The sequence below is a fragment of the Arthrobacter hankyongi genome, assembly GCF_022012395.1.
GTDB lineage: Bacteria > Actinomycetota > Actinomycetes > Actinomycetales > Micrococcaceae > Crystallibacter > Crystallibacter hankyongi.
The window spans coordinates 53,069-78,525 of record NZ_JAKLTQ010000001.1 but is presented as its reverse complement, the minus strand read 5'-3'; the positions used below and the strand labels follow the sequence as shown (position 1 = coordinate 78,525).

Sequence of the window (25,457 nt, the reverse complement as noted above, 5' to 3'; positions counted from 1 at the left end):
GGAAGGGTTCTGCAGTTGTCCGGCATGCGCATCCTGTTCACCTCTTTCTTCAACCAACTGGTGCCCGCCGCCGAGCGCTGGGCCCAGCGCGAGGTGGAGATCGCCGAGCTGCTGGCGCACGCCGGCGCGGCCGGGGCCCTCGCGGCCACCGTCGGTACTGCCGCTGCCGGCGCGCTGCGCGGCCAACTGCCCGCCGATGCGCCTGCCTGGCAGCCGCTGGTGCGCAGCATGCCGCGCTATGACGAGCCGAGCTTCATCTGGCGCCTGGTGTCCAGCAACCATCGCGAGCAGGCCCGGGGCATCGGCATGTTCGACAGCTACCAGGAGGCGGCCGCCCATGCCGCACAGGTGCAGGCGGAGGCGGCGGCCCTGAGCATCGTCCCGCTGCACCGGCCCGTCGACGGCCTGTACGGCTGGGTGGCGGTGGCGTCCGGGCGGGCGCTGCTGTCCTGTTCGCAGTGGTACCCGCTGGCGGCGGAGCGGGACCGGGCCGCCGTGGCCGCTTTGGAACGCCTGCCGCAGGCCCGGATCGCGGAAAAGCCCGCCAAGCACGGCCAGCGGCACCGGCTGGCCGCTCCGGACATCTCCATCATGGTGGAGGCCGATGCCCGCGTAGAGGGCTGATCCCGCGGGCTGTGATCCTTCGGGCTGGTCCAGCGCGTTACGCAAGCGCCGGCCACGATTGTTGGCCTCCGGCTACCGGAAATTCATGTGCCGGTCCCTGCTGCTTCTCCCGGCGGGACGGCCCGGCGGCCGGCCCGCGGCGATGATCGGATTGTTCCGCCGTGGGAAGACCGGCGCACCCCAAGTGCAGGCCCTCGTTCAGGGATCCGGCCTTCCCCTTCCGGCAAATCTCCGCCGGGACGGACGCCATCACCGCATTCCGAGATTGAGGATCCTCATGAAATCCACTTCCTTCATCAAGGCCGGTGCGACGGGTCTGTCCGCCGTCGCCTTGGTGCTGCTGGGGCTGTCAGCCGCCTCGGCTGAACCGACTGCCGCCGACCGCCCGCTGGCTGCCGTCGGTTCGGATACCACCCAGGACGTCTGGAACGGCCTGTCCAACAGCGGCCCGGCCCGCAACGTGGCCTCCTACAACGCGTTCGGCACGCCCGGTCTGATCACCCCGAAGGCCGGCGGTGCCGAGCTGGCCCGCCCGGCCGGCTCCGGCGCCGGTGTGAAGGCGCTCAGTGCGGCGCACAATGCCGGCAAGCACACCTACGTCGACGGCGGCACCACCTATACGCTGGCTGAGTCGGATATCGACTTCGCCCGTTCTTCCTCCAGCCCGTCTGTGGCCGGCACCGAGCTGACCTTCCTGCCGTTCGCCCGCGACGCGGTGACCGTGGCGTACAAGGACTCCGCCGGCAGCACCACGCTGAACCTGACTTCGGACCAGGTCAAGAACATCTTCAGCTGCACCGAAGGCGCCGGGGTGACCGTCATCGGCGGCAAGCCGGTGGTTGACGGCATCACCCTGACCCCGAAGCTGCCGCAGGCCGCCTCCGGCACCCGCAGCTTCTTCCTGAAGGCAGCGGGCATCTCCGCCGTCGACACCAGCTGCATCCCCGCTGGGGAGCAGATCTACGCGGAGAACTCCGGCGCAGCGCTGGTCAACGAGGGCGACATCATTCCGTTCTCCGCGGCGCAGTGGATCGCGCAGAAGAACGGCGTCATGGATGACACCACCGGGGCCGGCCAGAAGCTGGCCGACATTAACAGCCTGAAGGCTATCGACCCGAGCAGCGCGGTGCCTGCCCTCAAGCCGGGCAATCTCTACGGCAGCGCGAGCACGGCGCCGTCCAGTGGCTTCGGCACTTTCGCCCGCGACACCTACAACGTGGTGGCCAGCGACGTGAAGACCAGCACCGAGCACAAGGACGTCCTGGTCCGCAACGCCGTCACCCGCCAGTTGAAGACCACCGCGGGCAAGGCGATCATCAGCAAGTACGGCTTCATGAACCTCTCCTACGTGGGCGACTGGGACTTCGGCAAGCCGTCCGGCTTCACCAACTAGTCCCGCTTCCTAGTCACACCCAGCCCTTAAACGTTCCATGCTTGCGCTCGTGCTGAGCGCCCCGTGAGAAAAGAGCAGGTCGCCATGACCACCCTGAAGAAGAAGTCCACCCGCCTGGCGCTGGCCGGCACGTCCGCGGCCGCCGCGGCCGTGCTGCTGGCCGCCGGCATGGCGCCGGCCGCCCAGGCCGTCGTCGCCGGTTCCGCCGGCACCGTCACCTCCAACAAGGCATCCGGCAACTGGTCCGTGGAGGACCTGGCGGCTACCGAAATCGGCAGCGACATGACCTGTGCCTCCACCGGCAGCATGGACGGCGCGCTGCTGTTCATCTCCGAGCCCGGCCAGGAAACCCCGGCGGTTGCCAACGCCACCACCGAGGCCCGCAGCGTGTACCCGTTCACGCTGGACCCGATGAACCAGATGTCGTTCGCTGCTGATGGCAGCCTCGCGGACACCATGACCCTGGACGGCGGCTTCGTCAAGTCGGACAAGACGCCGGTTGCAGACATGGCGGCGGCCCTGCTGGCCAACCACACCTACAGCATCGGCTACACCTGCACGACGCAGTCGGATGACTTCGGCACCGCCACCGTCGTGCCCGCATCCGGCAAGGCGGTGGCCTCCTGGGCCACGCTGACCACCGATGCCAGCAAGAACTGGACCATCACCGCGCCGAAGTTCGCTCCGGTCGCCGCCCCCACCGTTGCCGGGACCGCCGTCGTCGGCAGCACGCTGAAGGCCACGGCCAAATCCTCGAGCCCGTCCGCGGACAGCACCAAGTACCAGTGGCTGCGCAACGGTGCCACGATCTCCGGCGCCACGAAGTCCAGCTACGTGCTGACGGCTGCCGACCTGGGCAAGAAGATCAGCGTCAAGGTGACCTACGTCAAGACCGGCTACGCGGACGTATCGGCTACCTCCGTGGCCAGCGCCACCGTCGCCGCAGCAAAGTTCTCCTCCGCACCCATCCCGACGATCAGCGGCACCGCCGCTGTCGGCTACACGCTGAAGGCGTCCGTGGGCACCGCGTCGCCGTCTGCCACGGTCAAGTACCAGTGGCTGCGCGATGGGAAGTCCATCACCGGAGCGACCAACAGCAGCTACAAGCTGACCAGCAGCGACCGGGCCCGGAAGATCACCGTCCGCGTGGAGTTCTCCCGCAGCGGCTACACGACGGTCACCAAGACCGCCGCCTCGCGCACCGGCTACGGCGTCTTCAGCTACAAGAAGCCGTCCGTGACCGGCACCATGAAGGTCGGCCGGACGGTCAAGGCCAGCTCCAGCTCCTCGCCGACGGCCTCGTCCAAGTCCTACCAGTGGCTGCGCAACGGCAAGGCCATCTCCAAGGCCACCAAGAGCAGCTACAAGCTGACCAGCCGCGACAAGGGCCGGAAGATCAGCGTGAAGGTGACCTTCAAGCGCAGCGGCTACCTGACCGGCAGCAGCATCTCCTCCTCGAGGACCGTGCGCTAAGCGGATCACGCCAGCGCATCACCTAGCCGCCAGGCATTGGCAGGGGCGGACCGGAGCATCCGGTCCGCCCCTGCTGTGTCCACCGGCCGGTGCAGAGCGGGCCAGGAGGGGATTTGTTCATCTTCCGGACAGCCGTCCTTTGCCTGTGGATCCGGGCCGCGCGGGTGCCGCTTCCGATAATGAGGAAGTGTCCCGGCCGCCTCCCGTTCCGGTGGGGACACTTCCGCCCGCCGGAAAGTTTCCGCCGCGGCCAGTCACCAGCTCCCGGCCTTCCCGTGGCCGCGCCAAAGGATAGTTTCGATGACCCAACCCCGTACTGCCCGCCGCACGGGCGCCCGGCAGCCGGCACTGCTGCGCCCAGCACGACCGCGTCCTGGAAACCGGTGGCCGGTAATGGCTGCAGCTGCTACCGCTGCTGTGGTCGCTGGCATCATGGCCGTCACGACGGCGGGGACCGGCCCCGCGGCCGCGGCACCGGCTGCCTCGGGCAGTGACTGGGGGCCGCAGGGCAGCATGGCCAGCGATTCCGCGGTCACCGTCCGCTGGGACAATCAGGGCAATGCGCCCGGCAGCGTGGTCCCGCGTGATGAGACCGGCCTGCTGCCGCATACTGATGCCAAGAGCTACGCGGACGTCAATACCCGGCTGCGGACCGCGGCCGAGGAAACCTTCGGACCGGACAATGGGCTGGGCGGTCTGAGCCTGACCGTGTCCCAGACGCAGAACCTGCAGAACCAGGCCGTCACCGTCTCTTTCAACGGGGCCAAGCCGGTGACCGGCAGCAACGGCCTGAACTCCACCTACCTCCAGGTTTTCCAGTGCTGGGGAGCGATGGGGGAGGACGGCAAGCCTGACCCCAAGGCTGCCGAGCCGGATCCGGCCACCTGCCAGTTCGGCGCCGTCGGGCCGGACGGCGACATTTCCACCTCGCAACACCAGCGCTCCCTCCGCAACGACCCGCTGGTCAAGGGCGGGGACTGGGAACAGTTGGCGCCGGAATCCACCAAGATGAACCTGCCCGCGCCGTTCCAGTCAATCGGCGGCGAGGTGACCCGGATCGAGGACGGATTCAACCTCAGTGAATTCCGAAACCCGTTCTTCAATGCCACGACCACTAACGAGCACTCGCGGTTCCTTGCCTCCGGGCAGGGCGACGGTTCGCGCAGCTTCGAACTGCAGACCGGTACCGAAGCCTCCGGCCTGGGCTGCGGGCTGGATCCCGAGGCGCCGAGCGTGGAGACCTGCTGGCTGGTCGCAGTGCCCCGGACGGAGGCGATGGACGAGGTCCAGTCTGCCGGGCCGCTGTCGCCCAGCCTGTGGGCGATGCGCCTGCAAGTGCCGCTGCACTTCCAGCCCACCGCCGCGGTCTGCCCGTCGGACGATGCCGCCACGCTCAGCTCCGGCTCCGAGGCCCTGACCGTGGCCATGAAGTCCTGGATCCCGGGCATCTGCGCGGACCGCAAGTTCACTTTGGGCTTCTCGCCAATGGCGGACCTGCAGGCCCGCCAGCAACTGGGACCGGCGGATCCGCTGAAGTTCACCACCCAGCCGTTGGAAGGCGATGCCGGCAAGGACGTGCTGTACGCGCCGGTGGCGCTGTCCGGCGTCGTCGTCGCGATGACCATCGACAACGTCTGCACCACCCGCTTCACGGAATACACGCTGAAGGATTGCGGCTACGCGAATGAGGCTGCCTTCGAGGCGGACCGGGAGCGCAGTGGTTCGATGGTACGCAACCTGAAGTTCAACGCACGGCTGCTGGCCAAGCTGCTGACCCAGAGCTATGTGGTGCACTCCGCACCCGCCTCGGTGGAAACCGCACCCTTCACCAGCCCGGGCAGCACCAAGTACGGCGTGCCGATGACGTTCAGCCTGCAGTCGGATCCGGAGTTCAAGCGGCTCAACCCGACCGGGCTCGGTTCGGCCGCCAACATGGCGCCGCCGGTGGTAGAGGGCCTGCGCTCGGACGCGGCCGCCGCGGTCTGGGACTGGATCCTGGCCGACGACGCGGGCCGCGCCTTCCTGAACGGCTGCCCGGACGAAGCCGGCATGGTCATCAACCCGTTCTATTCCACCCGCAGTTACGCCGAATGCCCGGACCAGGCAAAGGATCTGGATGCAGCGGCTGCGGCCAAGATCAAGGACACCAAGGTGCCGTCCACCTTCAACTATGCCAAGGCCAACTACCCCTCGGACAGCGCGGCCTACCCGCAGGCCTACTGGACCGAACGGGCACCGGTACTGCGCGAGGACGGCTCCGTGGACCAGCCCGCGCTCACCGTGGGGGACCAGTACGCCCGCGTGGCCGACATGGCAGCGGCAGCGCTGAACACCGTCCGCGCACAGCCGGCATCCACCAGCCAGTGGTGCGCCGAATGTACCCCGGCTGCGTTCAAGTCCGTGCCGCGCCAGGGCTACGGCGGCCGCAGTGTCCTGTCGATCACCGATGCCGCCTCCGCGGCCAAGTTCCAGCTGCCTACCGCCCAGTTGTGCGACACCGCCGGTACCGCCTGTGTCGGGGCCACCGCCCAGAGCTTGCGCACCGCAGCGGCTGGTTTTGTGAAAACCGAAGTGGCCGGCGTGCTGCAGCCTGCCGCCAAGCCGGACTACCGGGACGGTGCCTATCCGCTGACCCTGCCGGTCTATGGAGCAGTCAAGACGGCAGGATTGGCCTCGGCCGATGCGAAGACCTTCGCCTCACTGTTCGACTACCTGTCCACCGATGGCCAGGAGCAGGGTTTCCGCGCCGGCATGCTGCCGCCGGGTTACGCGCCGCTGACGGACGGGCTGCAGGCCAGCACCGTCGCCGCGGTCAAGAGCCTGCAGGCGGTAGCTGCGGCGAAACCGGTCCCGACGGATAAGCCAACAGCCAAGCCGTCGGCGGCCCCGCAGCCGACCGACACCGGCTCCACACCACCTGCCGGCCTGCTGCCGGCGGGCTCCGGTCCGGTACCCGCCGGCACCGGCTCCGGCCCGGCACCGCCGGCCGGCACTCCGGCGGCAACCACCGCGCCGGTCGAACCGCAGGCACTGCCCGGGACCCCGACGGCGCGCACCAGCGGCGGCTGGCCTCCGGCCACCCTGGCCATCGTCCTGGGCGCCGCGCTGGCTGCGATACTTGCCGCACCGCTGCTGGTCAGGGGGAAGCGCCGATGAGCACCATCACCCCGGAAACCCTGATCCCCGAACGTCCCGAGGCCGAGGCTGACCTGGCCAAACCGCGGACACTGCGCAATAGCTATACGGGCCGCGACCATGCGTTCCGCGCCATCACCTTCACCGGCGGCATCATCGTGCTGGTGGTCATGCTGCTGGTCGGTGCCTTCCTAGCCTCCAACGGCGTCCAGGCGATCAACGAGGTGGGGCTGTGGAAGTTCCTGACCACCGCCAACTGGGCACCGGAATCCAACGATTTCGGCATTGCCGCCGTGCTGCTGGGCACCGTGCAGATTGCCGCGGTGGCGCTGCTGGTGGCGATGCCGCTGGCGCTGGGCACCTCCCTGTTCATCACGGAGGTGGCCGGAGGCTGGCTGAAGAAGGTCCTGACCTCCATGGTGGACCTGCTGGCTGCCGTGCCGTCGGTGGTTTTCGGCCTCTGGGGCGCCTACATGCTGCAGCCGAACATCGTGGACTTCAGCAAATGGATTTCCGTCTGGTTCGGCTGGATCCCGCTGTTCCAGGTGGACGGCGTGGATCCGGCCAGTCCGCTGCGGGACACCGTTCCGTTCACCGCCTCCACCTTTATCGCCGGCCTGGTGGTCGCCATGATGATCGTGCCGATCCAGACCTCGATCATGACCGAGTCCTTCCGGCGTGCACCGGTGGGCGAGCGCGAGGGTGCCTTCGCGCTCGGCGCCACCCGGTGGGGGATGATCCGCACCGTGGTGCTGCCGTTCGGCAAGGGCGGCATCATCGGCGGCACCATGCTGGGCCTGGGTCGGGCCTTGGGCGAGACCATTGCCATCTACCTGATCATCAGCCCGGTCTTCGAGATCAAGTTCCACATCCTGGAAAAGGGTGCCAACTCGATCGCCGCCATGATCGCCCTGAAGTACTCCGAATCGAACGAGTTCGCCATGAGTGCGCTGATGGCGGCGGGCTTCTCCCTGTTCCTGATGACCATGGTTGTGAACTTCACCGCTTCGGCGATTATCGCCAAGTCCCGTTCCGGCGCCGACAGCGAGGGTTAGCCATGACAGTTTTGGAATACCACGACGCCGCTTCCGGTCCGGTGGCCGCCGACGCTCCCCGCACCTTCCTGCCGCAGCAGGACCGGGATCCCGCGCCCGCCGAGCAGGCGCGGATCCGGCCCGGGGCTTCGGCCAATGCCAAGCTGGCGGTGGCCGGCGCCGCCGCGGCCGGCCTGTCCATGGGATTGCTGCTGACCGCCGGCATCGGGCTGATCCCGCCCGGCTGGACGCTGATTGTGTCCTACCTGTGGTTCGTGCTGATCTACAGCACGCTGGTCTTCATGCGCGAGCAGTTCAGTGCCGTCCGGGACCGGTTCGTGACCGTGCTGATGGTCTCCGCCGGTGTCACGGTCCTGGGCACCCTGGCCCTGGTCATCGGGTTCGTCTTCACCCGGGGACAGGAGCCGCTGGCCTACTGGAACTTCTTCAGCCAGGACATGACCGGCGTCGGGCCCCTCTCCGGCCTGGATCAGGGCGGCATCCTGCACGCCCTGGTCGGCACCCTGCAGCAGATCGGCATCGCGCTGGCCATCACGCTGCCGCTCGGGCTGACCACCGCCATCTACCTGAACGAGGTGGGCGGCCGGTTCGCCAAGGTGGTGCGCACCGTCGTCGAGGCCATGACCGCGCTGCCCTCGGTGGTCGCCGGCCTGTTCATCTATGCCTCAGTGGTCATGGTCATCACGCACCAGACCAACGGTTTTGCCGCGGCCCTGGCCATCACCGTGCTGATGCTGCCGATCATGATCCGTTCCGCCGACGTCGTGCTGCGGCTGGTGCCCGGCAACCTCCGGGAGGCCGGCCTGGCTTTGGGCGCCGGGCAGTGGGCGGTGGTCTGGCATGTGGTCCTGCCGACGGTCCGCTCGGGCCTGGCCACCGCCGTCATCCTGGCCACGGCCCACGGCATCGGCGAAACGGCCCCGGTGCTGCTGACCTCCGGCTTCACCGGCGTGATGAACTTCAATCCGTTCTACGGTCCGCAAACGCCGCTGCCGCTGGCGGCTTTGGAACTGGTCCGCTCGCCGGTGCCGCAGATGGTGGCCCGGGGATTCGCGACGGCGGCCTTCCTGCTGTTCGTGGTGCTGGTCCTGTTCATCCTGGCCCGCTGGGTCGGCGGGCAGGAAGCGGGCAAGGCCACGGATGCACAGCTGCGGCGGATGGCCGCACGCTCGCGGCGGGACCTGCCGCGGATCGAAAAGAACTACCACGACTTCAACTACCAGCAGGAGAAAGAATGACCCGCAGCGCCAGGATCGCCGGCATTGTGGCAGCGTTGTGCCTGATCTTCGCAGGCCTGGCGCCGGCCCAGGCCGCCAACTACATCCGCATCGGCGGCTCGGGGTCCTCCTGGGCCGGCAACGCCTTGCAGGACTGGGTCTCCCGGGTCGGCGCCCAGGGCGTCACGGTGGATTACGAAAGCAAGGGCTCGTCCACCGGGCGCAAGGAATTCGCCGATTCGATGAAGCAGTTCGCGGTCTCGGAAATCCCGTACACCGGGGACACGGCCGATCCGAAGGACAACAGCCGGCCGAATTTCAAGTACGGCATGCTGCCGGTGGTGGCCGGCGGCACGGCCTACATGTACAACCTGAGGGCCGGCAGCGGGCGGCTGGACACGCTCAAGCTGTCGCAGAAGGCCATTGCCAAGATCTTCACCGGCCAGGTCACCAAGTGGAACGACAAGGTCATCACCGCGGACAATCCCGGCGTGGCGCTGCCCGATGCCACCATCAACGTCGTGGTCCGTTCCGACGGCTCCGGCGCCACCGCCCAGTTCACCCTGTGGCTGCTGCGCCAGTTCCCGTCCGACTACGCCAAGCTGTGCCAGGTCACCGGCTGTGACCCGAACAGCGCGACGTCGTTCTTCCCCACCAAGGGACTGAAGAACTTCGTGGCCCAGAATGGTTCGCAGGGCGTGACCACTTACACGGCCAACAACCTCTACACGATCAACTACGACGAGTACTCCTACGCCCGCGGCATCAATTTCCCGGTGGCGCAGGTCAAGAACGCCGCCGGCTTCTACACCCTGCCGACCGAGCATGCCGTGGCGGTGGCGCTGACCCAGGCCCGGATCAACCAGAACCCGAAGTCGGAGAATTACCTCTCGCAGGACCTCTCGAAGGTCTACGGCTACCTGGACCCGCGCTCCTACCCGATGTCCGCCTACTCCTACATGATCGTGCCGACGGAGAAGACCGACGCGCTCAACGAAGCCCAGGGCGCGACCCTGGGGTACTTCGCCAACTACGCGCTGTGCGAGGGCCAGCGCTCGATGGGGCAGCTGGGCTATTCGCCGCTGCCGATGAACCTGGTCCTGGCCGCCATGGACCAGCTGCGCAAGGTTCCCGGCGTGGACAAGGCGACGCGGGCCAAGATGGACCAGACCGCCGCGAGCGTGAGCAAGGGCGGCACACCGGCCTGCAACAACCCGACCTTCAAGCCCGGGGATTCGCCGGCGCTAAACCAGCTGGTGCGCAGCGCGCCCTTCGACGCCGCCTGCGCTGCCGCCTGCCGCGCGCCGTGGACCGGCGAAGGGGCAGCCGAGAACCAGGGACCGGGCAGCACCGGCGCCAACAAGGGCAACAAGGCTGCCGGGGCCAAGCCGGCCGTGAAGCAGCCGACGGCGACCGCGCAGGCCGGCCCGGCCGGTGCCGCCGGCAACGGGGGAGGGGCGGCAGGTGCCGGACAGGCTCCGGCCGCCGGTACCGTCGGAACGACGAGCGGTGGGACCGCCGGCTGCGATGCCGATACCGGTGCATGCGCGGACGGAGCGGTGGTCGCTGCCGCCGGAACCGGCACCCAACTGCTGACCCCGGTCTCCACCACCATCGCCGGCAGCAACGGCTGGGGCCAGACCCAGCTGCTGCTGGTGGTCGTCGGCGGACTGCTGCTGTTGCTGGTCCTGGCACCGCCGCTGCTGGCGCGTGAATTGGAGAAGCGGCGCGCCGGCCGGAGAAATTCCGCGTGAGCGCACACAGCTACACGGCGCCGGCGCCCTGGCGGACCGTGACCGCCCTGGCCCTGCTGATGCTCGCCGTGGTGATCATCGGCCAGGTCCTGAACATCGTCCTGGTCTCCTCCCTGCAGCACGCCAACGCGCAGACCCGGCTCTATGACGAGCTGAGGCTGAGCCTGAGCGAAGGCTCGGCACCGCTGGCCCCGGTCGATGCCGAGGGCCGCCCGGTGGTACCGGGTACCCCGCTGGCCCTGCTGACGATCGACAGCCTGGGCATCCGGGAGGTCGTGGTCGAGGGTACCGCGGCTGGCCAGACCATGCTCGGCGTCGGCCACCGCAGGGACACCCCGCTGCCGGGCCAGCCCGGTACCAGCGTCCTGATGGGCCGTTCCGGTGCCTACGGCGGAGTCTTCCGCAACCTGGACAAACTGGCGCCGGGGTCCCGGTTCAACGTGGTGACCGGGCAAGGGACCGCCGAGTACGAGGTCATCGGCCTGCGGCGCGCCGGCGACATCGCACCGCCTGCGCTGGCCGCGGACGAAGGGCGGCTGACCTTGACCACCGCGGCCGGCGTGCCCTACCTGCCGGACGATGTGCTCCGGGCAGACGCGAAGCTGGTTTCCAAGCCGTTCGCCCGGGCCGGCCAGGCCTTTGCCCCGGGCTCGCTGCCGGAGGCCGAGCGGGCGCTGGGCCAGGACACCGGGAACCTGTCCACCACCGCGCTGACCCTGCAGCTGCTGATCCTGTCGGTGGCCGCGGGACTCTGGGCCTGGTTCCGCTGGGGCAAGCGGGAAGCCTGGCTGGTGTTCCTGCCGGTACTCGCGGCGGTCTCGGTGGCCGCCGGCACCCAGTTCAACTACCTATTGCCGAATCTGTTGTGAGGAATTCCATGAATATCAAAGCCCGGCGCTCTGCCGCCCTGGTGCCCGCCACTCCGGCGCCCGCGACCGAGGCCCTGCCCGCCGTGGACGCCGCAGGGCTCGGGCAGCTGGCGGTGTTCGACGAACCGACGACCGATGTCCCGTCCGGTGCCGCCCGGCTCCGGGCCGAGAACATCAGCGCCTGGTTCGGCGACCGGAAGGTGCTGGACCGTGTCTCGCTGACCATGGAACCGGGTAAGGTGACCGCGCTGATCGGCCCGTCCGGCTGCGGCAAGTCAACCTTCCTGCGGATCCTGAACCGGATGCACGAAATGGTCCCCTCGGCCTCGCTGGCCGGCCAGGTGCGGCTGGACGGCACGGACATCTACGATCCGTCCCAGCGGGTGACGGCGGCCCGGCGGCAGATCGGAATGGTCTTCCAGAAAGCCAACCCGTTCCCGGCCATGTCCATCTACGAGAATACGATCGCGGGCCTGAAGCTGGCCGGGATCAAGGCGGATCGCGTGGAAAAGGACTTCCTGGTGGAGGACTCGCTGCGCAAGGCGTCCCTCTGGGAAGAGGTCAAGGACAGGCTCCACCAGCCCGGCGGCGGCCTTTCCGGCGGCCAGCAGCAGCGGCTGTGCATCGCCCGCTCGCTGGCCGTCTCGCCGCGCGTGCTGCTGATGGACGAGCCGTGTTCGGCCCTGGACCCGACCTCCACCCGGCGGGTCGAGGAGACCATTCATTCGCTCCGGGGCCAGATCACCATCGTCATCGTCACGCACAACATGCAGCAGGCGGCGCGGGTCTCGGACGAGTGCGCCTTCTTCCTGGCGGCCCACAACCAGCCCGGCGGGATCGTGGAACACGGCGACACCGAGGCAATGTTCGGCGCTCCGCGCGATTCCCGCACCAGCGACTACGTCAATGGCCGCTTCGGATAAGTCCCGGGCAGGCCAGCGGACCCTGGCCGGGACGGCGGCGGGTGCCGCCGCCGTCGTCGCCGGGTTCGCGGCCTGGCTGATCCTGCTGCCGCACAGCGCGCCGCCGGTCGACGTGCGGCCGGCCGGCTACGCGGCGGCCGTGCAGCCGGCGGCACCCAACGCGGCCCCGGCGGCTGCGCAGCAGGCCGCCGCGCCGCCGATTGCGCCGCCTGCGGAGCCCGCTGCGGCGTCCCAGGCGGCGCCCGCGGCGGTTGATCCGGCCTGGCTGGGCAGCACCGCAGCAGCGGCCGGGATCCCCGACCGTGCCCTGCTGGCCTATGCCTCGGCCGCTCTTTCCGTGGCCCGCACCGATCCGGCGTGCCGGCTGGGCTGGACTACCTTGGCGGCGATCGGCGCCGTCGAATCCGGGCATGGAACCCACGGCGGGGCGTCGCTGGCGGCGGATGGTACCGCGGCACCGCGGATCGTGGGGCCGCGGCTGGACGGCACCGGCTTTGCCCGGATCCAGGACACGGACAGCGGAACCTTCGACGGCGACCCGGCGTGGGACCGCGCCGTGGGACCGCTGCAGTTCATCCCCTCGACCTGGCTGCGCTACGGCGCGGATGGCAGTGGGGACGGCATCGCGGATCCGCAGAACATCGACGACGCGGCCCTGGCCGCCGGCCGGTATCTGTGCGCCGCCGGCGGGGACCTATCTTCCGGCGCCGGATGGTCCGCGGCCGTCTACGCCTACAACCACTCCGGGGAGTACCTGCAGTCGGTCCTCGCGCAAGCCAATGAGTACGCTGCGAAGAGCTCCTGACGCCAGCGAAAGGGGATGCGGGCCGCGTGCTGGCAGCCGGCCTAGCTTGGCAGCCGGCTCCGTCCGCCGGCCAAGGTCCGCGTCGCCCGCGCAGCCGTGGACGTGACCGCCTCCAGCGGTCCTTTCCAGCCGGCGGCCTGGAACAGCATCCCGGCCACGACCACCAGCACCACCTGGCTCCAGTAGAGCTGGCCGCGCGTGAGCGGCAGGCCCACCTCCAGCACCATCGCCATGATCCAGACGTGGGCCGCGTACAGGCTCAAGGTCATCGCGCCGGGGCCGCTGAGCGGGGCCAGCAGCGCCGGCCAGCGCGATCCGATGAGCAGGCACAGTGCCAGGACCACGGCGGCGGTACCGCTGGTATGCAGCAGGTCCAGGCCGGCGCCGGAATGCGGCGAGGCGGAGCCGAGCCACCACCAGGAGTCCTGCTGCTCCACCCAGCTCATGTTGACCACGTAGATGGCATCGAAATCCGCCCGCTGGGCCGGGCCGGTCGCGGCGACCTCGGCATAGCCGCCCAGCTTGTCCATCGTCAGCCAGGAGAGCGCCTTGGCCCCCACGGCAGCCACTGCGCCGCAAGCCAGCAGCCACAGCTGGTGGGAGGTGCGCAGCAGGTCCAGCCGGCCGATGGTCAGGCCCACGAGGATGTACGAGAACCATTGCAGCACCGGGTAGTAGCCGGTCAGGAAGATGTCCGAGAGCAGCATCCACGGCTGGAACAGGTCCGCCGTGCCGGGACTGTGCCCCAGCACCCCTTCGGGCGGGACGTTGGCCAGCGCCCAGGGGCGCAGCAGGAAGGCCAGCGCGGGGGAGAGCAGCATCCAGCCGGCGGCCAGGCCGGCCAGCGTGGGCAGGCGCAGCTGCAGGAACGGCAGCGCGCACAGGAACAGGACAGCGTAATTGACCAGGATGATGGCGATGTTCACGTCCAGGCCGCCCAGCAGCAGTCCGATGGCACCGATCAGCACCGCCCGCACGGCGATGCCGGCACGGTCCGCCATCAGGCCGCGGCCGAAGTGCGGCCGGCTGCCGCCGGTCAGCAGCGCAAGGCCGACGCCGGCCACCACCGCGAACAGCGCGGATGAGCGGCCCGAGAACACCAGGCCCACGAAGCTGGGTTCGGCCGCACCGCCGTCCAGGCCTTTGTCGAAGAGCGGAAAGATGTGGGTGGACATCATGCCCAGCAGGGCGATCCCGCGTGCTGCGTCTACTCCCCGGATCCGGCGGCTGGTGGCTGCTGCAGCTGCTGGTGACATGACCCGATAATCTCACACGTAAAGTGGAGCGGTGACTGGATACACCCATAATCCCCACGACGGTGTCCGGCTGGCCTACGAGGAGTACGGTACCGGCGAGCCGCTGCTGCTGGTGCACGGCACCGGCCTGTCGAAGGCCGCCTGGCGCGGCCTGGGCTACCGCAAGGCGCTGGCCGGCTGGCGGCTCATCGCCCTGGATATGCGCGGCCACGGCCGCAGCGGCAAGCCGCACGAGGACGCCGCCTACACCACCGAGGCCTTCATGGCGGACGTGGAGGCCGTGCTGGACGCCTGCGGCGTCGAGTCCGCCCACTACTTCGGCTATTCCTTTGGGGCCAGGGTCGGTTTCGGCCTGGCCGCCGCCCGGCCGGACCGGATCCGTTCGCTCGCCTGCCTGGGCGGGACCTGGCGTGCGCTGGGCGGCCAGGTCGGGGATCTGTTCTTCCCCGGCTACCTCGAGGCGCTTGAGCGCGGTGGCATGCCGGCCTTCATCGACGGCTGGGCCGCCCGTGCCGGCCACCCGCTGGACCCGGTCACGGCCCATGCCTTCGGAACCAACGACGCCGCGGCCCTGGCGGCGTATTTCCGCCAAGGTGAGCGCCTGCCCGGCCTGGCCGAGGACGAACTGGCCCGGCTGCAGGTCCCGGCGCTGCTGCTGGCCGGAAGCCGCGATCATCCGCGGGCGGAGGATTCACGCCGGGCGGCGGAACTGATGCCGCACGCGCAGTTCCGGGAACTGCCCGGCCTGGACCATGGGACGTCGTTGGCGGCTGTGGAACCGGTCACAACACTGCTGCGGGACTTCCTCCAGGCGCAGGCGAGCCGGGTCTGAGGCGCCGGCCACTGACCGGCCGCGCATTCCATGAAACCTGCTCCGGCACGGTAACGTTTTCCCCATGGCTGAGTCTGAAATCCGTGAGTACACTTTTGGCACCCTGGTCACCGCCATGGTCACCCCGTTCACCGAGGACGGCGAAGTGGATTACGCAACGACGGCCGAGTTGGCCGCCAAACTCGTCGACGACGGCTGCGACGGGCTCGTAGTCACCGGGACCACCGGCGAGACCTCGACGCTGAGCGACGAAGAGAACCTGGGCATGTTCAAGACCGTGCGCGACGCCGTGGGCGGCCGTGCCAAGGTCATCGCCGGTTCCACCACCAACGACACCCGCCATTCCATCCGGCTCTCCCGCCAGGCCGCCGAGCTGGGCGTGGACGGCCTGCTCGTGACCACCCCGTACTACAACAAGCCGAGCCAGGCCGGGGTCCAGGCCCACATCGAAGCCATCGCCGATGCGACCGACCTGCCGGTGATGGTCTACGACATTCCCGGCCGTGCCTGCATTCCGATCGAAACCGAGACCCTGATCCGTCTCGCCGAGCATCCGCGCATCGTGGCGCTCAAGGATGCCAAGGCCGACTACCAAGCCACCACGCGCGTGCTGGCGAACACCGACCTGGACGTCTACTCCGGCGACGACGGGCTCACCCTGCCGCTGATGGCTGCCGGCGCCGTCGGCGTCGTCTCCGTCACCGCGCACGTGGCGACGGCCCAGTACCGCGCCCTGGTCGATGCCATGCACGCCGGCGACCTGGCCACCGCCCGCCGGCTGCACTTCGAGCTGGATCCGATCCAGCGTGCCGTCATGACCCACATCCAGGGTGCCGTGGCGGCCAAGCAAATTCTTAAGTGGCAGAAAGTCCTGCCCAACTCGGTGGTCCGCCTGCCGCTGGTCGAGCCGACCGACGCCGAGCTCGCACCCATCCTGGCCGATCTTGCGGAAGCCGGCTGGAACCTGGAGGTCTAAGGCCAAGCATGAGTGAATCCACAATTTCACAGCTGCGTACCCCGCCGAAGCTCGCGGACGGCACCCTGCGCATTGTGCCCCTCGGCGGGCTCGGCGAAATCGGCCGGAACATGGCCGTCTTCGAAATCGATTCCAAGCTGCTGATTGTGGACTGCGGGGTGCTGTTCCCCGAGGAGCACCAGCCCGGCGTGGACCTGATCCTGCCGGACTTCTCCTACATCGAGGACCGTCTCGACGACGTCGTCGGCGTCGTGCTGACCCACGGGCACGAGGACCACATCGGAGCCGTGCCGTACCTGCTGCGGCTACGCCAGGACATTCCGCTGATCGGCTCCCAGCTGACCCTTGCCCTGGTCGAGGCCAAACTGGCCGAGCACCGGATCAAGCCCTACACCCTGACCGTTTCCGAGGGCCAGATCGAGCAGTTCGGACCGTTCGAATGTGAATTCGTGGCGGTCAACCACTCTATTCCGGACGCGCTGGCCGTCTTCATCCGGACCGCGGCCGGCAATGTGCTGCACACCGGCGACTTCAAGATGGACCAGCTGCCGCTGGACGGGCGGATCACCGACCTGCGCGCTTTCGCCCGGCTGGGTGAGGAGGGCGTGGACCTGTTCATGCCGGACTCCACCAACGCGGACGTCCCCGGGTTCACCACCGCGGAAAAGGAAATCGGTCCGGTGCTGGAACGGCTCTTCGGCCAGGTCGAAAAGCGCATCATCGTGGCCTCCTTCTCCTCGCACGTGCACCGGGTGCAGCAGGTGCTCGACGCCGCCGCGGCGCACGGGCGGCATGTGGCCTTCGTGGGCCGCTCCATGGTCCGCAACATGGGGATCGCCGAAAAGCTCGGCTACCTCAACGTGCCCGAGGGCATCCTGGTGGAGCTGAAGAACGTCGAGGACTTCCCCGACGACAGGATTGTGCTGATGTCCACCGGGTCCCAAGGCGAGCCGATGGCGGCCCTGTCCCGGATGGCCAACGGGGACCACCGGGTCAAGGTCGGCCAAGGGGACACGGTGATCCTGGCCTCCTCGCTGATCCCCGGGAACGAGAACGCGGTGTTCCGGGTGATCAACGGTCTGCTTAAGCTCGGCGCCGACGTCATCCACAAGGGCAATGCCAACGTGCACGTTTCCGGCCACGCCGCCGCCGGTGAGCTGCTCTACTGCTACAACATCATCAAGCCGAAGAACGTGATGCCGGTGCATGGGGAAACCCGGCACCTGATCGCCAACGGCAAGCTGGCCCAGGCCACCGGTATCCCGGAAGAGAATGTGCTGCTGACCGACGGCGGCACCGTGGTCGACCTCGCCGGCGGCAAGGCCCGGATCGTGGGCCAGCTCGAATGCGGCTTCGTCTATGTGGACGGATCCAGCATCGGCGAGATTACCGATGCTGACCTGAAGGACCGCCGGATCCTGGGTGAAGAGGGCTTCATCTCGGTGATCACGGTGGTGAACCGCAGCACCGGCAAGATCGTTTCCGGCCCCGAGATCCACGCCCGCGGCTTCGCCGAGGATGATGCGGTGTTCGACGAGATCAAGCCCAAGATCACCGCTGCGCTGGAAGAGGCTGTGGTGGGCAACCTGGACCACACCACCTACCAGCTGCAGCAGGCTGTCCGCCGTGTCATCGGCACCTGGGTGAACCGCCGCTACCGCCGCCGGCCGATGATCGTGCCGGTGGTGCTGGAGGCGTGACACCGGACGCTTCCGGCCGCGAGATCCCCCAGCCCGGCCTGCTTTGCGGGTAACCTAGCCCCTATGGCGACTCGTACTTCTCCTGCCCGAAACGGCAACCAGCAGTCGCGCGGCAAGTCACCGGCCGGATCCGGGCGTGCCTCCTCCGGGCGCGGCAAGTCTACGTCCACCAAAGCAGTCCAGCCGTCCGGCCCGGAGCATGCCGGGCTGCTGCCGCGGATGATCCACGGAGCCTGGATGGGCGTGGCCCGGATTGTCGCAGCCGGTATCCGCAAGCTGGGCCCGGACGTGCACCCGGATTACGAGCTGCGCCGCGACGGCACCGGTCTGTTCCTGCTGCTGGTGGCCGCGCTGGTGGCCGTCGTCGAATGGTGGGACCTCGACGGCGGCTTCGCCGACGTCGTGCACGCCGTCTTCGGCGGGACCTTCGGCTGGATGGCCCTGGTCCTGCCGGTCTTCCTGGGCGCCTTCGCCGTGCGCCTCTTCCGCTACCCGGAGCAGAACGCGGCCAATAACCGGATCGCCGTCGGCCTGAGCCTGGCCATGCTCTCGGGCACCGGGCTGGCGCATGTCATCGGCGGCCAGCCGGCGCTGGCCGCCGGGCTGGATCCGCTCTGGCACGCCGGCGGCATGGTCGGCTACCTGGTGGCCGGGCCGCTGGCCGGGATCAACGTGCTGATTCCGGTGGTGGCGTACTCGCTGCTGGCCTTTGTCAGCGTGCTGATCGTGACCGCCACCCCGTTCCGCCACATTCCGCTGCGGCTGCGGGCCCTGTACGAGCATCTGATGGGCCAGGACCTGCGCGACGGCACGGACCCGGACGCCCACGACCAGAGCTACCTGTACGAGCATGACGCCCCGGCGGCCCCGGCCAAGAAGAAGCGCCGCCGCTTCGGCAAGGACAAGAACGCCGAACCGGTGTCCGAGGACGAGACATTCCACATTTCGGAGGCATTCGAAACCCCCGTCATCGAACCGGACCCGGACGACGAGCCCGCCCCGGCGGCGCCCAAGGTACCGCCGGGGGTGCGCCGTCCCACCCGCGCCGAACTCGAGATGGACAAGCTCAAGCGCGACCAGGGCCTGCTGCCCGGTGGTGCCGTGCCCGAAGGCGCCACCGAGGCGATACCGGTGCTGCCCGAGCCGGCCACCGCCGTCGTGCCCATGCTGCACCGGGTACCGGAACCGCCCGCGACCCCGATCCCGCAGCGGACCGAGCAGCTCCAGCTCTCCGGGGACGTGGCCTACACGTTGCCGTCGTCGGACTTCCTGGTGGCCGGGCCGCCCTCGAAGGAGCGCTCCGAGGCCAACGACGCCGTGGTCGCGGCGCTGACCCAGACGCTGGACCAGTTCAATGTTGACGCGCACGTCACCGGCTTTTCGCGCGGCCCGACGGTCACCCGCTACGAGATCGAGCTGTCGCCGGGCACCAAGGTAGAACGGGTCACCGCGCTGTCCAAGAACATCTCCTATGCCGTGGCCAGCTCCGATGTGCGCATCCTCAGTCCGATCCCGGGCAAGTCGGCAATCGGCATCGAAATCCCGAACACCGACCGCGAGACCGTCTCCCTGGGTGACGTGCTGCGCTCGAACAACGCCCGTAAGACGGACCACCCGATGGTGATGGGTGTGGGCAAGGACGTCGAAGGCGGCTTCGTGGTGGCCAACCTGGCCAAGATGCCGCACATGCTGGTCGCCGGCGCCACCGGTGCCGGTAAGTCCTCGTTCGTGAACTCGATGATCACCTCGATCCTGATGCGCGCCACTCCGGACGAGGTACGCATGGTGATGGTGGACCCCAAGCGTGTGGAACTGACCGCCTACGAGGGCGTGCCGCACCTGATCACCCCGATCATTACCAACCCGAAGAAGGCGGCCGAGGCCCTGCAGTGGGTGGTCCGGGAGATGGACACCCGCTACGACGACCTGGCGAACTTCGGCTACAAACACATCGACGATTTCAACAAGGCAGTGCGGAACGGCAAGGTCCACCCGCCGGCCGGATCCCAGCGGGTCATGAAGCCGTACCCCTACCTGCTGGTCATCGTGGACGAGCTGGCGGACCTGATGATGGTGGCCCCGCGCGACGTCGAAGACTCGATCGTGCGCATCACCCAGCTGGCCCGTGCCGCCGGTATCCACTTGGTGCTGGCTACCCAGCGCCCGTCGGTCGACGTCGTCACCGGACTGATCAAGGCGAACGTGCCCTCGCGCATGGCGTTCGCGACCTCCTCCGTGACGGACTCCCGGGTGGTGCTGGACCAGCCGGGAGCCGAGAAGCTGATCGGCCAGGGTGACGCGCTCTTCCTGCCGATGGGTATGTCCAAGCCGATGCGTGTGCAGGGCGCCTGGGTCTCCGAAGCCGAGATCCACCAGGTGGTCGAGCATGTCAAGGGCCAGCTGCAGGCGGACTACCGCGAGGATGTCGCCGTCGAGGCGCCCAAGAAGCAGATCGACGACGACATCGGAGACGACCTGGACGTGCTGCTGCAGGCGACCGAGCTGGTCGTCACCACGCAGTTCGGTTCCACCTCGATGCTCCAGCGCAAGCTGCGCGTGGGTTTTGCCAAGGCAGGCCGGCTCATGGACCTGCTTGAGTCCCGTGGTGTGGTCGGCCCGTCGGAGGGCTCGAAGGCCCGCGATGTGCTGGTCAAGCCGGATGACCTTGCGGCCACGCTGGCGGCCATCCGTGGCGACGAGGCTCCGGCTGCCGGGGCGGCGGATCCGATGACGGAGGCGCTGGCAGACAACGCCAACGCGAACCACGGCACGGACGAGCCGGTGGATCTGGTGGCCCGGGACCTGGATGCGCGGCCGCAGGCGGTGGATTATTACGACGACGATGATGGCTCCGGTTCCGAAGACGCCTGGAGCCTCACCGGCCGGTGACCGGTATCCGTGACCAAGCCGCACAAATCCCCGGCCGGGGGGACCCGCCGTCGCCCGCCCGGTAGCCTTGTCAGGTGAGTGAATCCCTGTCCCGGCCCGTACCCCTGCTGAATATCGCCAATGTCCTGACCGTGCTGCGCATCTTGATGGTGCCGGTCTTCATCTGGTTCATGCTGGTGGACGCCGGAGCCGGTGGCCTGTTCCGCTGGTTGGCGGTGCTGGTCTTCGCAGCGGCCATTTATACGGACAAGCTGGATGGGGACATCGCGCGCAGCCGCGGACTCATTACCAATTTCGGCAAGATCGCCGACCCGATTGCGGACAAACTGCTAATCGGTTCGGCGCTGATCCTGCTCTCGGCCCTCGGCGAGCTGCCGTGGTGGGTGACTGTCCTGATCCTGGTCCGCGAAGTGGGCATCACCCTGCTCCGCTTCGTGGTGATCAAATACGGCGTGATGCCCGCCTCCCGGGGCGGCAAGCTCAAGACTGTGCTGCAGACGGCGGCCATCTTCCTGTACCTGATGCCGCTGGAACAGTGGCTGGGCCCGGCCGGCGGCATCTATGCCGCCGTGTCATTCGCCGTCATGATGGTGGCGGTGCTGGTAACTGTCGTCACCGGGGTGGATTATGTTGCCAAGGCCTGGCGGCTGCGTGCCGCCGCGCGCTGACCGAAATCCGGTTGAAAGCAGACCGAAAGCCGATCCAAGGGGAACCGATGCCACTGACTGCAGCAGCCGAGGAAGTGGTGCTGGCCGCCATTGCCAAGAAGATCACCGTGGCCACGGCGGAATCATTGACCGCGGGCATGGTAGCTTCGGCCCTCGCTACGGTCCCGGGAGCCTCGGGGACCCTGCAGGGCGGCATCGTTTCCTACCAAAACTCGGTCAAGTCCTCGTTGCTGGGCGTGGACGCAGACCTGCTCGAACGCAATGGCGCCGTTGATGCGGATGTCGCACGCCAGATGGCTGCCGGTGCCCGCCGGGCACTGCAGGCGGACGTCGGCATCTCCACCACTGGAGCTGCCGGCCCCGAGCCGCACGGAGGAAAAAGCGTTGGCACGGTCTTCGTGGGGGTCGCGACGGCTGCCGGCAGCCGCGCCGTCGAGTTCCGGTTCGACGGCGACCGCGCCGAGATCAGGCTGCAGGCTGCCGCCGCCGCGCTGGCCGAATTGCGCCGTGCCGTGGTGGAGCAGCCGGCCAGGCCGACAGTGTTCCGGGACGGGCCGGTCCGGGCCGGCCGGGGGGAACAAAATAAATGACCCGGGAGTTATCAAAGGTGTCGGCAACTGCTAGCGTTGTTGGCTAAGCTTTAGAAATCAGCGGTTTCGGCCGCGGTAGAGATACAAGGGAGCAAGGCGATACACATGGTTAAGCAGCCCGTATCCGTGAACGGCGTAGTCCGTTGGCGTGATGTGGGCCTGGCTACGGAAGCCCATCGAGAGAAGGAGCGCAAGATGGTAGTGCTACGCCACGAAATTGGTGACGTCCTTCGCGATGTCCGGCAGCGTCAGGGCCGCACCCTGCGCGAAGTGTCACACAGCGCCCGTGTTTCCCTCGGTTACCTGAGCGAAGTCGAACGCGGCCAGAAGGAAGCTTCATCGGAACTGCTTTCATCCATTTGCTCCGCACTCGAGGTGCCGTTATCGCTGATGCTCCGCCAGGTGAGCGACCGCGTCGCGGATGCCGAAGGCGTGATCATTCCGGACACGGTGCCGCAGGAGCTGTCCCGGGAATTCGTTTCGGAAATTCCGGATGAACTTCCGGAAGACCTCAGCCGCGGCCTCGCCTCGGCCCGGTCCTAAGACTCCAGCCAGGCGGACCGCCTGGCAAGGGGCCGGCTCCCGCACAGCGGGACCCGGCCCTTCTGTCTGCCCAGATCCGGTGGCGCAGTTCCGGCTGGATTGGTTCCGGTTGGGTGCTAGTGCAGCGGGGGCTCGTGGGCGTAGCTCTGGTTCAGCCGGTCCAGCAGGTCGGCCAACGCATCGAGGTCTTTGACCCGCCAATCGCCGAGCCGGTTCCGGAACGCCTCCTTGCGGGCCAGTTGGGCTGCCGCCAGGCGGGTCCGGCCCGCTTCGGTGAGAGAAATCGACTGGGCCCGCCCGTCCACCGGATCCGCCTGCTTGTGCACCAGGCCCAATTGCTCAAGCATCGCAATTTGCCGGCTGACCGAGGGCTTGCCGACGCCGATATTGGCCGCCAGATCGGTCAGCCGCATGGATTCCTCACGCTGCAGGATCGCCAGCAGCCCGTAGGCGGCCGGCTCCATGTCCGGATGGACCTGCCGGGCCACACGGTGCGAGTTCGCGCGGGCACGCCGCCACAGGACGCTCAACTGCCGCTCCAAGGCGTCGATGGCCGCATCGAATTCGGGGCTGTCCGGTGGGGCCTGATCGCTCATGGTCCCCATTCTAATTCCCGCGGCACCCGGTCCCTAAGGATGAATCCGCAGCCGTCTGCATGAGAAGATATCGGGGTGCGATTGAGCGACTTCTGGCGGCTGATGGATGAGGAGTTCGGCTCAGGCTACTCCCGCGTACTGGCGGCGGACCTGGTGCTGACCAGCTTGGGCGGCCGCACGGCGGCCGAGTCCCTGAAGGCCGGCGTGCCGCCGAAGACGGTGTGGCTGGCTGTCTGCGAGATGCAGGATGTGCCGCCCCAGCGCAGGCTTGGCCGCGATATCAAGCCCTCGCGCTGACCGGCCGGATATTCGAATATTTGTTCGGATAGGAGTAAGCTCCTACACAGGGAATTAAATCCAACGGGAGCTGCCGTGTTCTCCACACACGGCACCGGCGCCGCAATTTTGTCAGTGCCGCAGGATAGTGTCCCAAGTGGGCAATAAAGGCAGGCCTTGGGGCCGCAAAGAGACTGAGGTGAACAATGGCCGCACCGGCAGACCGCGAGAAGGCTCTCGAAGCCGCACTTGCGCAGATCGACAAGCAGTTCGGTAAGGGATCCATCATGCGCCTGGGTGATGAAACCCGGGCGCCCATCGAGACGATTCCCACCGGATCCATCGCACTGGACGTTGCGCTGGGCATCGGCGGCCTGCCACGGGGCCGCGTCGTGGAGATCTACGGACCGGAGTCCTCCGGTAAGACCACCGTGGCCCTGCATGCGGTGGCCAACGCCCAGCGCAACGGTGGCATTGCTGCGTTCATCGACGCCGAGCATGCCCTGGATCCGGAATACGCCAAGAAGCTGGGCGTCGATACGGACGCGCTGCTGGTATCCCAGCCGGACACCGGTGAGCAGGCCCTGGAGATCATGGATATGCTGGTGGGCTCGGGCTCGCTGGACATCGTGGTCGTGGACTCCGTCGCCGCGCTGGTGCCGCGTGCGGAAATCGAAGGCGAAATGGGTGACAGCCATGTGGGTCTGCAGGCCCGCCTGATGAGCCAGGCGCTGCGGAAGATCACCGGCCGGCTGAGCCAGACCAAGACGACGGCGATCTTCATCAACCAGCTGCGCGAAAAGATCGGCGTATTCTTCGGCAGCCCGGAAACCACCACGGGCGGCAAGGCACTGAAGTTCTATGCCTCTGTCCGCATCGACGTCCGACGCATCGAGACGCTGAAAGAGGGCACGAATCCGGTCGGCAACCGGACCCGCGCCAAGATTGTCAAGAACAAGATGGCCCCGCCCTTCAAGCAGGCCGAGTTCGACATCATCTATGGTCAGGGCATTTCCCGCGAGGGCGGCCTGATCGACATGGGTGTCGAACACGGCCTGGTGAAGAAGTCCGGCGCCTGGTTCACCTACGACGGGGACCAGCTGGGCCAGGGCAAGGAAAATGCGCGCAACTTCCTGCGCGACAACCCGGATCTGGCGGACGAACTCGAACGCCGGATCAAGGAGAAGCTGGGCATCGGGGTCAAGCCCGAGGCTGCCGAGGGCGGCGAGCCCAAGCTCAAGGCTGTGGACGGCTTCTAGGCGGACGGCAGCTCAGCGGTGCATCCAGCAACGCATCCCAGACGCGGCAGGTCTGCCGGCCCCACACCCGGGACGCCGGCGGATCTGACCCCGGAAGCGGATCCTTACGAAGTGGCGCGGTCCATCGTCCTGCGCCAGCTGACGATGGCGCCCCGCAGCCGCCACCAGCTCGAACTCAAGCTGGCCGAACGTGGTGTCCCCGACGACGTGGCGGCCGCCGTGCTGGACCGCTTCGAAGAGGTCCGGCTGGTGGATGACGCGGAGTTCGCCCGGATGTGGGTCGGCAGCCGGGCGCGTACCCGTTCCCTGGCCCGCGGCGCCCTGCGCCGCGAACTTGCCGAGAAAGGCATTGCCCCGGAGGAAGCCGAGGCGGCCCTGGAACAGCTGTCGGACGAGGATGAGACGGCCGCGGCGCGGGAACTGGTGCGCCGTAAACTTCGGCCCGGCAGGGCGCCCGAAGACCGCGGGGAGCGGGACAAGGCCGTCCGGCGGCTGGCCTCCATGCTGGTCCGGAAGGGCTACTCGCCTTCCCTTGCCTTCAAGGTGGTCGCCGAAGAACTGGCAGCTGCCGTGACGGAAACAGACACGCCGTAACCTAAACGAGACCTTGCTCACTTAATTGCG

The 25,457-nt window shown here is 68.1% G+C and carries 22 protein-coding genes; 20 read left to right on the top strand and 2 right to left on the bottom strand.

The window, feature by feature from the left end; translation table 11 throughout:
• Positions 1-24: 24 nt before the first annotated feature.
• The 10 genes from LVY72_RS00345 (at position 25) to LVY72_RS00300 (ending at position 13,248) form a co-directional block, all read left to right on the top strand.
• On the top strand, positions 25-624 hold the full coding sequence (locus LVY72_RS00345) for a hypothetical protein (RefSeq protein ID WP_237817464.1): 600 nt from the start codon (positions 25-27) through the stop codon (positions 622-624).
• A 277-nt stretch (positions 625-901) separates the two neighbouring features.
• Positions 902-2,017: a hypothetical protein gene (locus LVY72_RS00340; RefSeq protein ID WP_237817463.1), complete on the top strand. Its 1,116-nt coding sequence runs from the start codon at positions 902-904 to the stop codon at positions 2,015-2,017.
• An 84-nt stretch (positions 2,018-2,101) separates the two neighbouring features.
• Positions 2,102-3,490 (top strand): hypothetical protein, encoded by a 1,389-nt coding sequence (locus LVY72_RS00335; RefSeq protein WP_237817462.1) that lies wholly within the window; start codon positions 2,102-2,104, stop codon positions 3,488-3,490.
• 393 nt (positions 3,491-3,883) lie between these two features.
• Positions 3,884-6,646 (top strand): hypothetical protein, encoded by a 2,763-nt coding sequence (locus LVY72_RS00330; protein WP_237817461.1) that lies wholly within the window; start codon positions 3,884-3,886, stop codon positions 6,644-6,646.
• Entirely contained in the window at positions 6,643-7,680 is a 1,038-nt protein-coding gene (pstC, locus tag LVY72_RS00325) for a phosphate ABC transporter permease subunit PstC (protein WP_237817460.1), read from the top strand. The genes LVY72_RS00330 and pstC overlap by 4 nt, the downstream gene beginning before the upstream one ends.
• A 2-nt stretch (positions 7,681-7,682) precedes the next feature.
• Positions 7,683-8,918: a PstA family ABC transporter permease gene (locus tag LVY72_RS00320; RefSeq protein ID WP_237817459.1), complete on the top strand. Its 1,236-nt coding sequence runs from the start codon at positions 7,683-7,685 to the stop codon at positions 8,916-8,918.
• Positions 8,915-10,651, top strand: a complete 1,737-nt coding sequence (locus tag LVY72_RS00315) for a substrate-binding domain-containing protein (RefSeq protein ID WP_237817458.1) — start codon at positions 8,915-8,917, stop codon at positions 10,649-10,651. The genes LVY72_RS00320 and LVY72_RS00315 overlap by 4 nt, the downstream gene beginning before the upstream one ends.
• A complete protein-coding gene (locus LVY72_RS00310; protein WP_237817457.1) occupies positions 10,648-11,520 on the top strand; it encodes a sortase in 873 nt (290 codons plus the stop codon). Before LVY72_RS00315 ends, LVY72_RS00310 begins: the two co-directional genes overlap by 4 nt.
• An 8-nt stretch (positions 11,521-11,528) precedes the next feature.
• On the top strand, positions 11,529-12,443 hold the full coding sequence (locus tag LVY72_RS00305; protein ID WP_237817456.1) for a phosphate ABC transporter ATP-binding protein: 915 nt from the start codon (positions 11,529-11,531) through the stop codon (positions 12,441-12,443).
• Positions 12,427-13,248, top strand: a complete 822-nt coding sequence (locus LVY72_RS00300) for a lytic transglycosylase domain-containing protein (RefSeq protein ID WP_237817455.1) — start codon at positions 12,427-12,429, stop codon at positions 13,246-13,248. Before LVY72_RS00305 ends, LVY72_RS00300 begins: the two co-directional genes overlap by 17 nt.
• 41 nt (positions 13,249-13,289) lie before the next feature.
• Here the strand turns inward: LVY72_RS00300 and LVY72_RS00295 are convergent, their stop codons facing one another.
• Positions 13,290-14,504, bottom strand: coding sequence for a heparan-alpha-glucosaminide N-acetyltransferase domain-containing protein (locus tag LVY72_RS00295; protein ID WP_237817454.1), 1,215 nt, complete (start codon positions 14,502-14,504; stop codon positions 13,290-13,292).
• A 31-nt stretch (positions 14,505-14,535) separates the two neighbouring features.
• Here LVY72_RS00295 and LVY72_RS00290 point away from each other — a divergent pair, with 31 nt between their 5' ends.
• The 7 genes from LVY72_RS00290 to LVY72_RS00260 all read left to right on the top strand — a co-directional run bounded on the left by LVY72_RS00290 (position 14,536) and on the right by LVY72_RS00260 (position 22,702).
• Complete coding sequence (locus LVY72_RS00290; protein ID WP_237817453.1) at positions 14,536-15,336, top strand: alpha/beta fold hydrolase; 801 nt, start codon at positions 14,536-14,538, stop codon at positions 15,334-15,336.
• A 64-nt stretch (positions 15,337-15,400) separates the two neighbouring features.
• Entirely contained in the window at positions 15,401-16,312 is a 912-nt protein-coding gene (gene dapA / locus LVY72_RS00285) for a 4-hydroxy-tetrahydrodipicolinate synthase (protein ID WP_237817452.1), read from the top strand.
• An 8-nt stretch (positions 16,313-16,320) separates the two neighbouring features.
• Entirely contained in the window at positions 16,321-18,012 is a 1,692-nt protein-coding gene (locus LVY72_RS00280) for a ribonuclease J (RefSeq protein WP_237817451.1), read from the top strand.
• Between the two features lie 63 nt (positions 18,013-18,075).
• Positions 18,076-20,901 carry an FtsK/SpoIIIE family DNA translocase gene (locus LVY72_RS00275; protein WP_237817450.1) on the top strand — a complete coding sequence of 942 codons (2,826 nt, stop codon included), beginning with the start codon at positions 18,076-18,078 and terminating at the stop codon, positions 20,899-20,901.
• 74 nt (positions 20,902-20,975) lie between these two features.
• Positions 20,976-21,569, top strand: coding sequence for a CDP-diacylglycerol--glycerol-3-phosphate 3-phosphatidyltransferase (pgsA, locus tag LVY72_RS00270; protein ID WP_237817449.1), 594 nt, complete (start codon positions 20,976-20,978; stop codon positions 21,567-21,569).
• Between the two features lie 47 nt (positions 21,570-21,616).
• On the top strand, positions 21,617-22,159 hold the full coding sequence (locus LVY72_RS00265; RefSeq protein WP_237817448.1) for a CinA family protein: 543 nt from the start codon (positions 21,617-21,619) through the stop codon (positions 22,157-22,159).
• Between the two features lie 105 nt (positions 22,160-22,264).
• Positions 22,265-22,702 carry a helix-turn-helix domain-containing protein gene (locus LVY72_RS00260; RefSeq protein WP_308190643.1) on the top strand — a complete coding sequence of 146 codons (438 nt, stop codon included), beginning with the start codon at positions 22,265-22,267 and terminating at the stop codon, positions 22,700-22,702.
• Positions 22,703-22,818: 116 nt separating this feature from the next.
• Here the strand turns inward: LVY72_RS00260 and LVY72_RS00255 are convergent, their stop codons facing one another.
• Complete coding sequence (locus LVY72_RS00255; protein WP_237817447.1) at positions 22,819-23,298, bottom strand: MarR family winged helix-turn-helix transcriptional regulator; 480 nt, start codon at positions 23,296-23,298, stop codon at positions 22,819-22,821.
• 75 nt (positions 23,299-23,373) lie between these two features.
• Here LVY72_RS00255 and LVY72_RS00250 point away from each other — a divergent pair, with 75 nt between their 5' ends.
• From LVY72_RS00250 to LVY72_RS00240, 3 genes are all read left to right on the top strand, one after another.
• Positions 23,374-23,595, top strand: coding sequence for a DUF3046 domain-containing protein (locus LVY72_RS00250; protein WP_237817446.1), 222 nt, complete (start codon positions 23,374-23,376; stop codon positions 23,593-23,595).
• Positions 23,596-23,780: 185 nt separating this feature from the next.
• A complete protein-coding gene (gene recA, locus LVY72_RS00245; RefSeq protein WP_237817445.1) occupies positions 23,781-24,833 on the top strand; it encodes a recombinase RecA in 1,053 nt (350 codons plus the stop codon).
• A 111-nt stretch (positions 24,834-24,944) separates the two neighbouring features.
• Complete coding sequence (locus LVY72_RS00240; protein WP_237817444.1) at positions 24,945-25,427, top strand: regulatory protein RecX; 483 nt, start codon at positions 24,945-24,947, stop codon at positions 25,425-25,427.
• Positions 25,428-25,457: the final 30 nt, after the last annotated feature.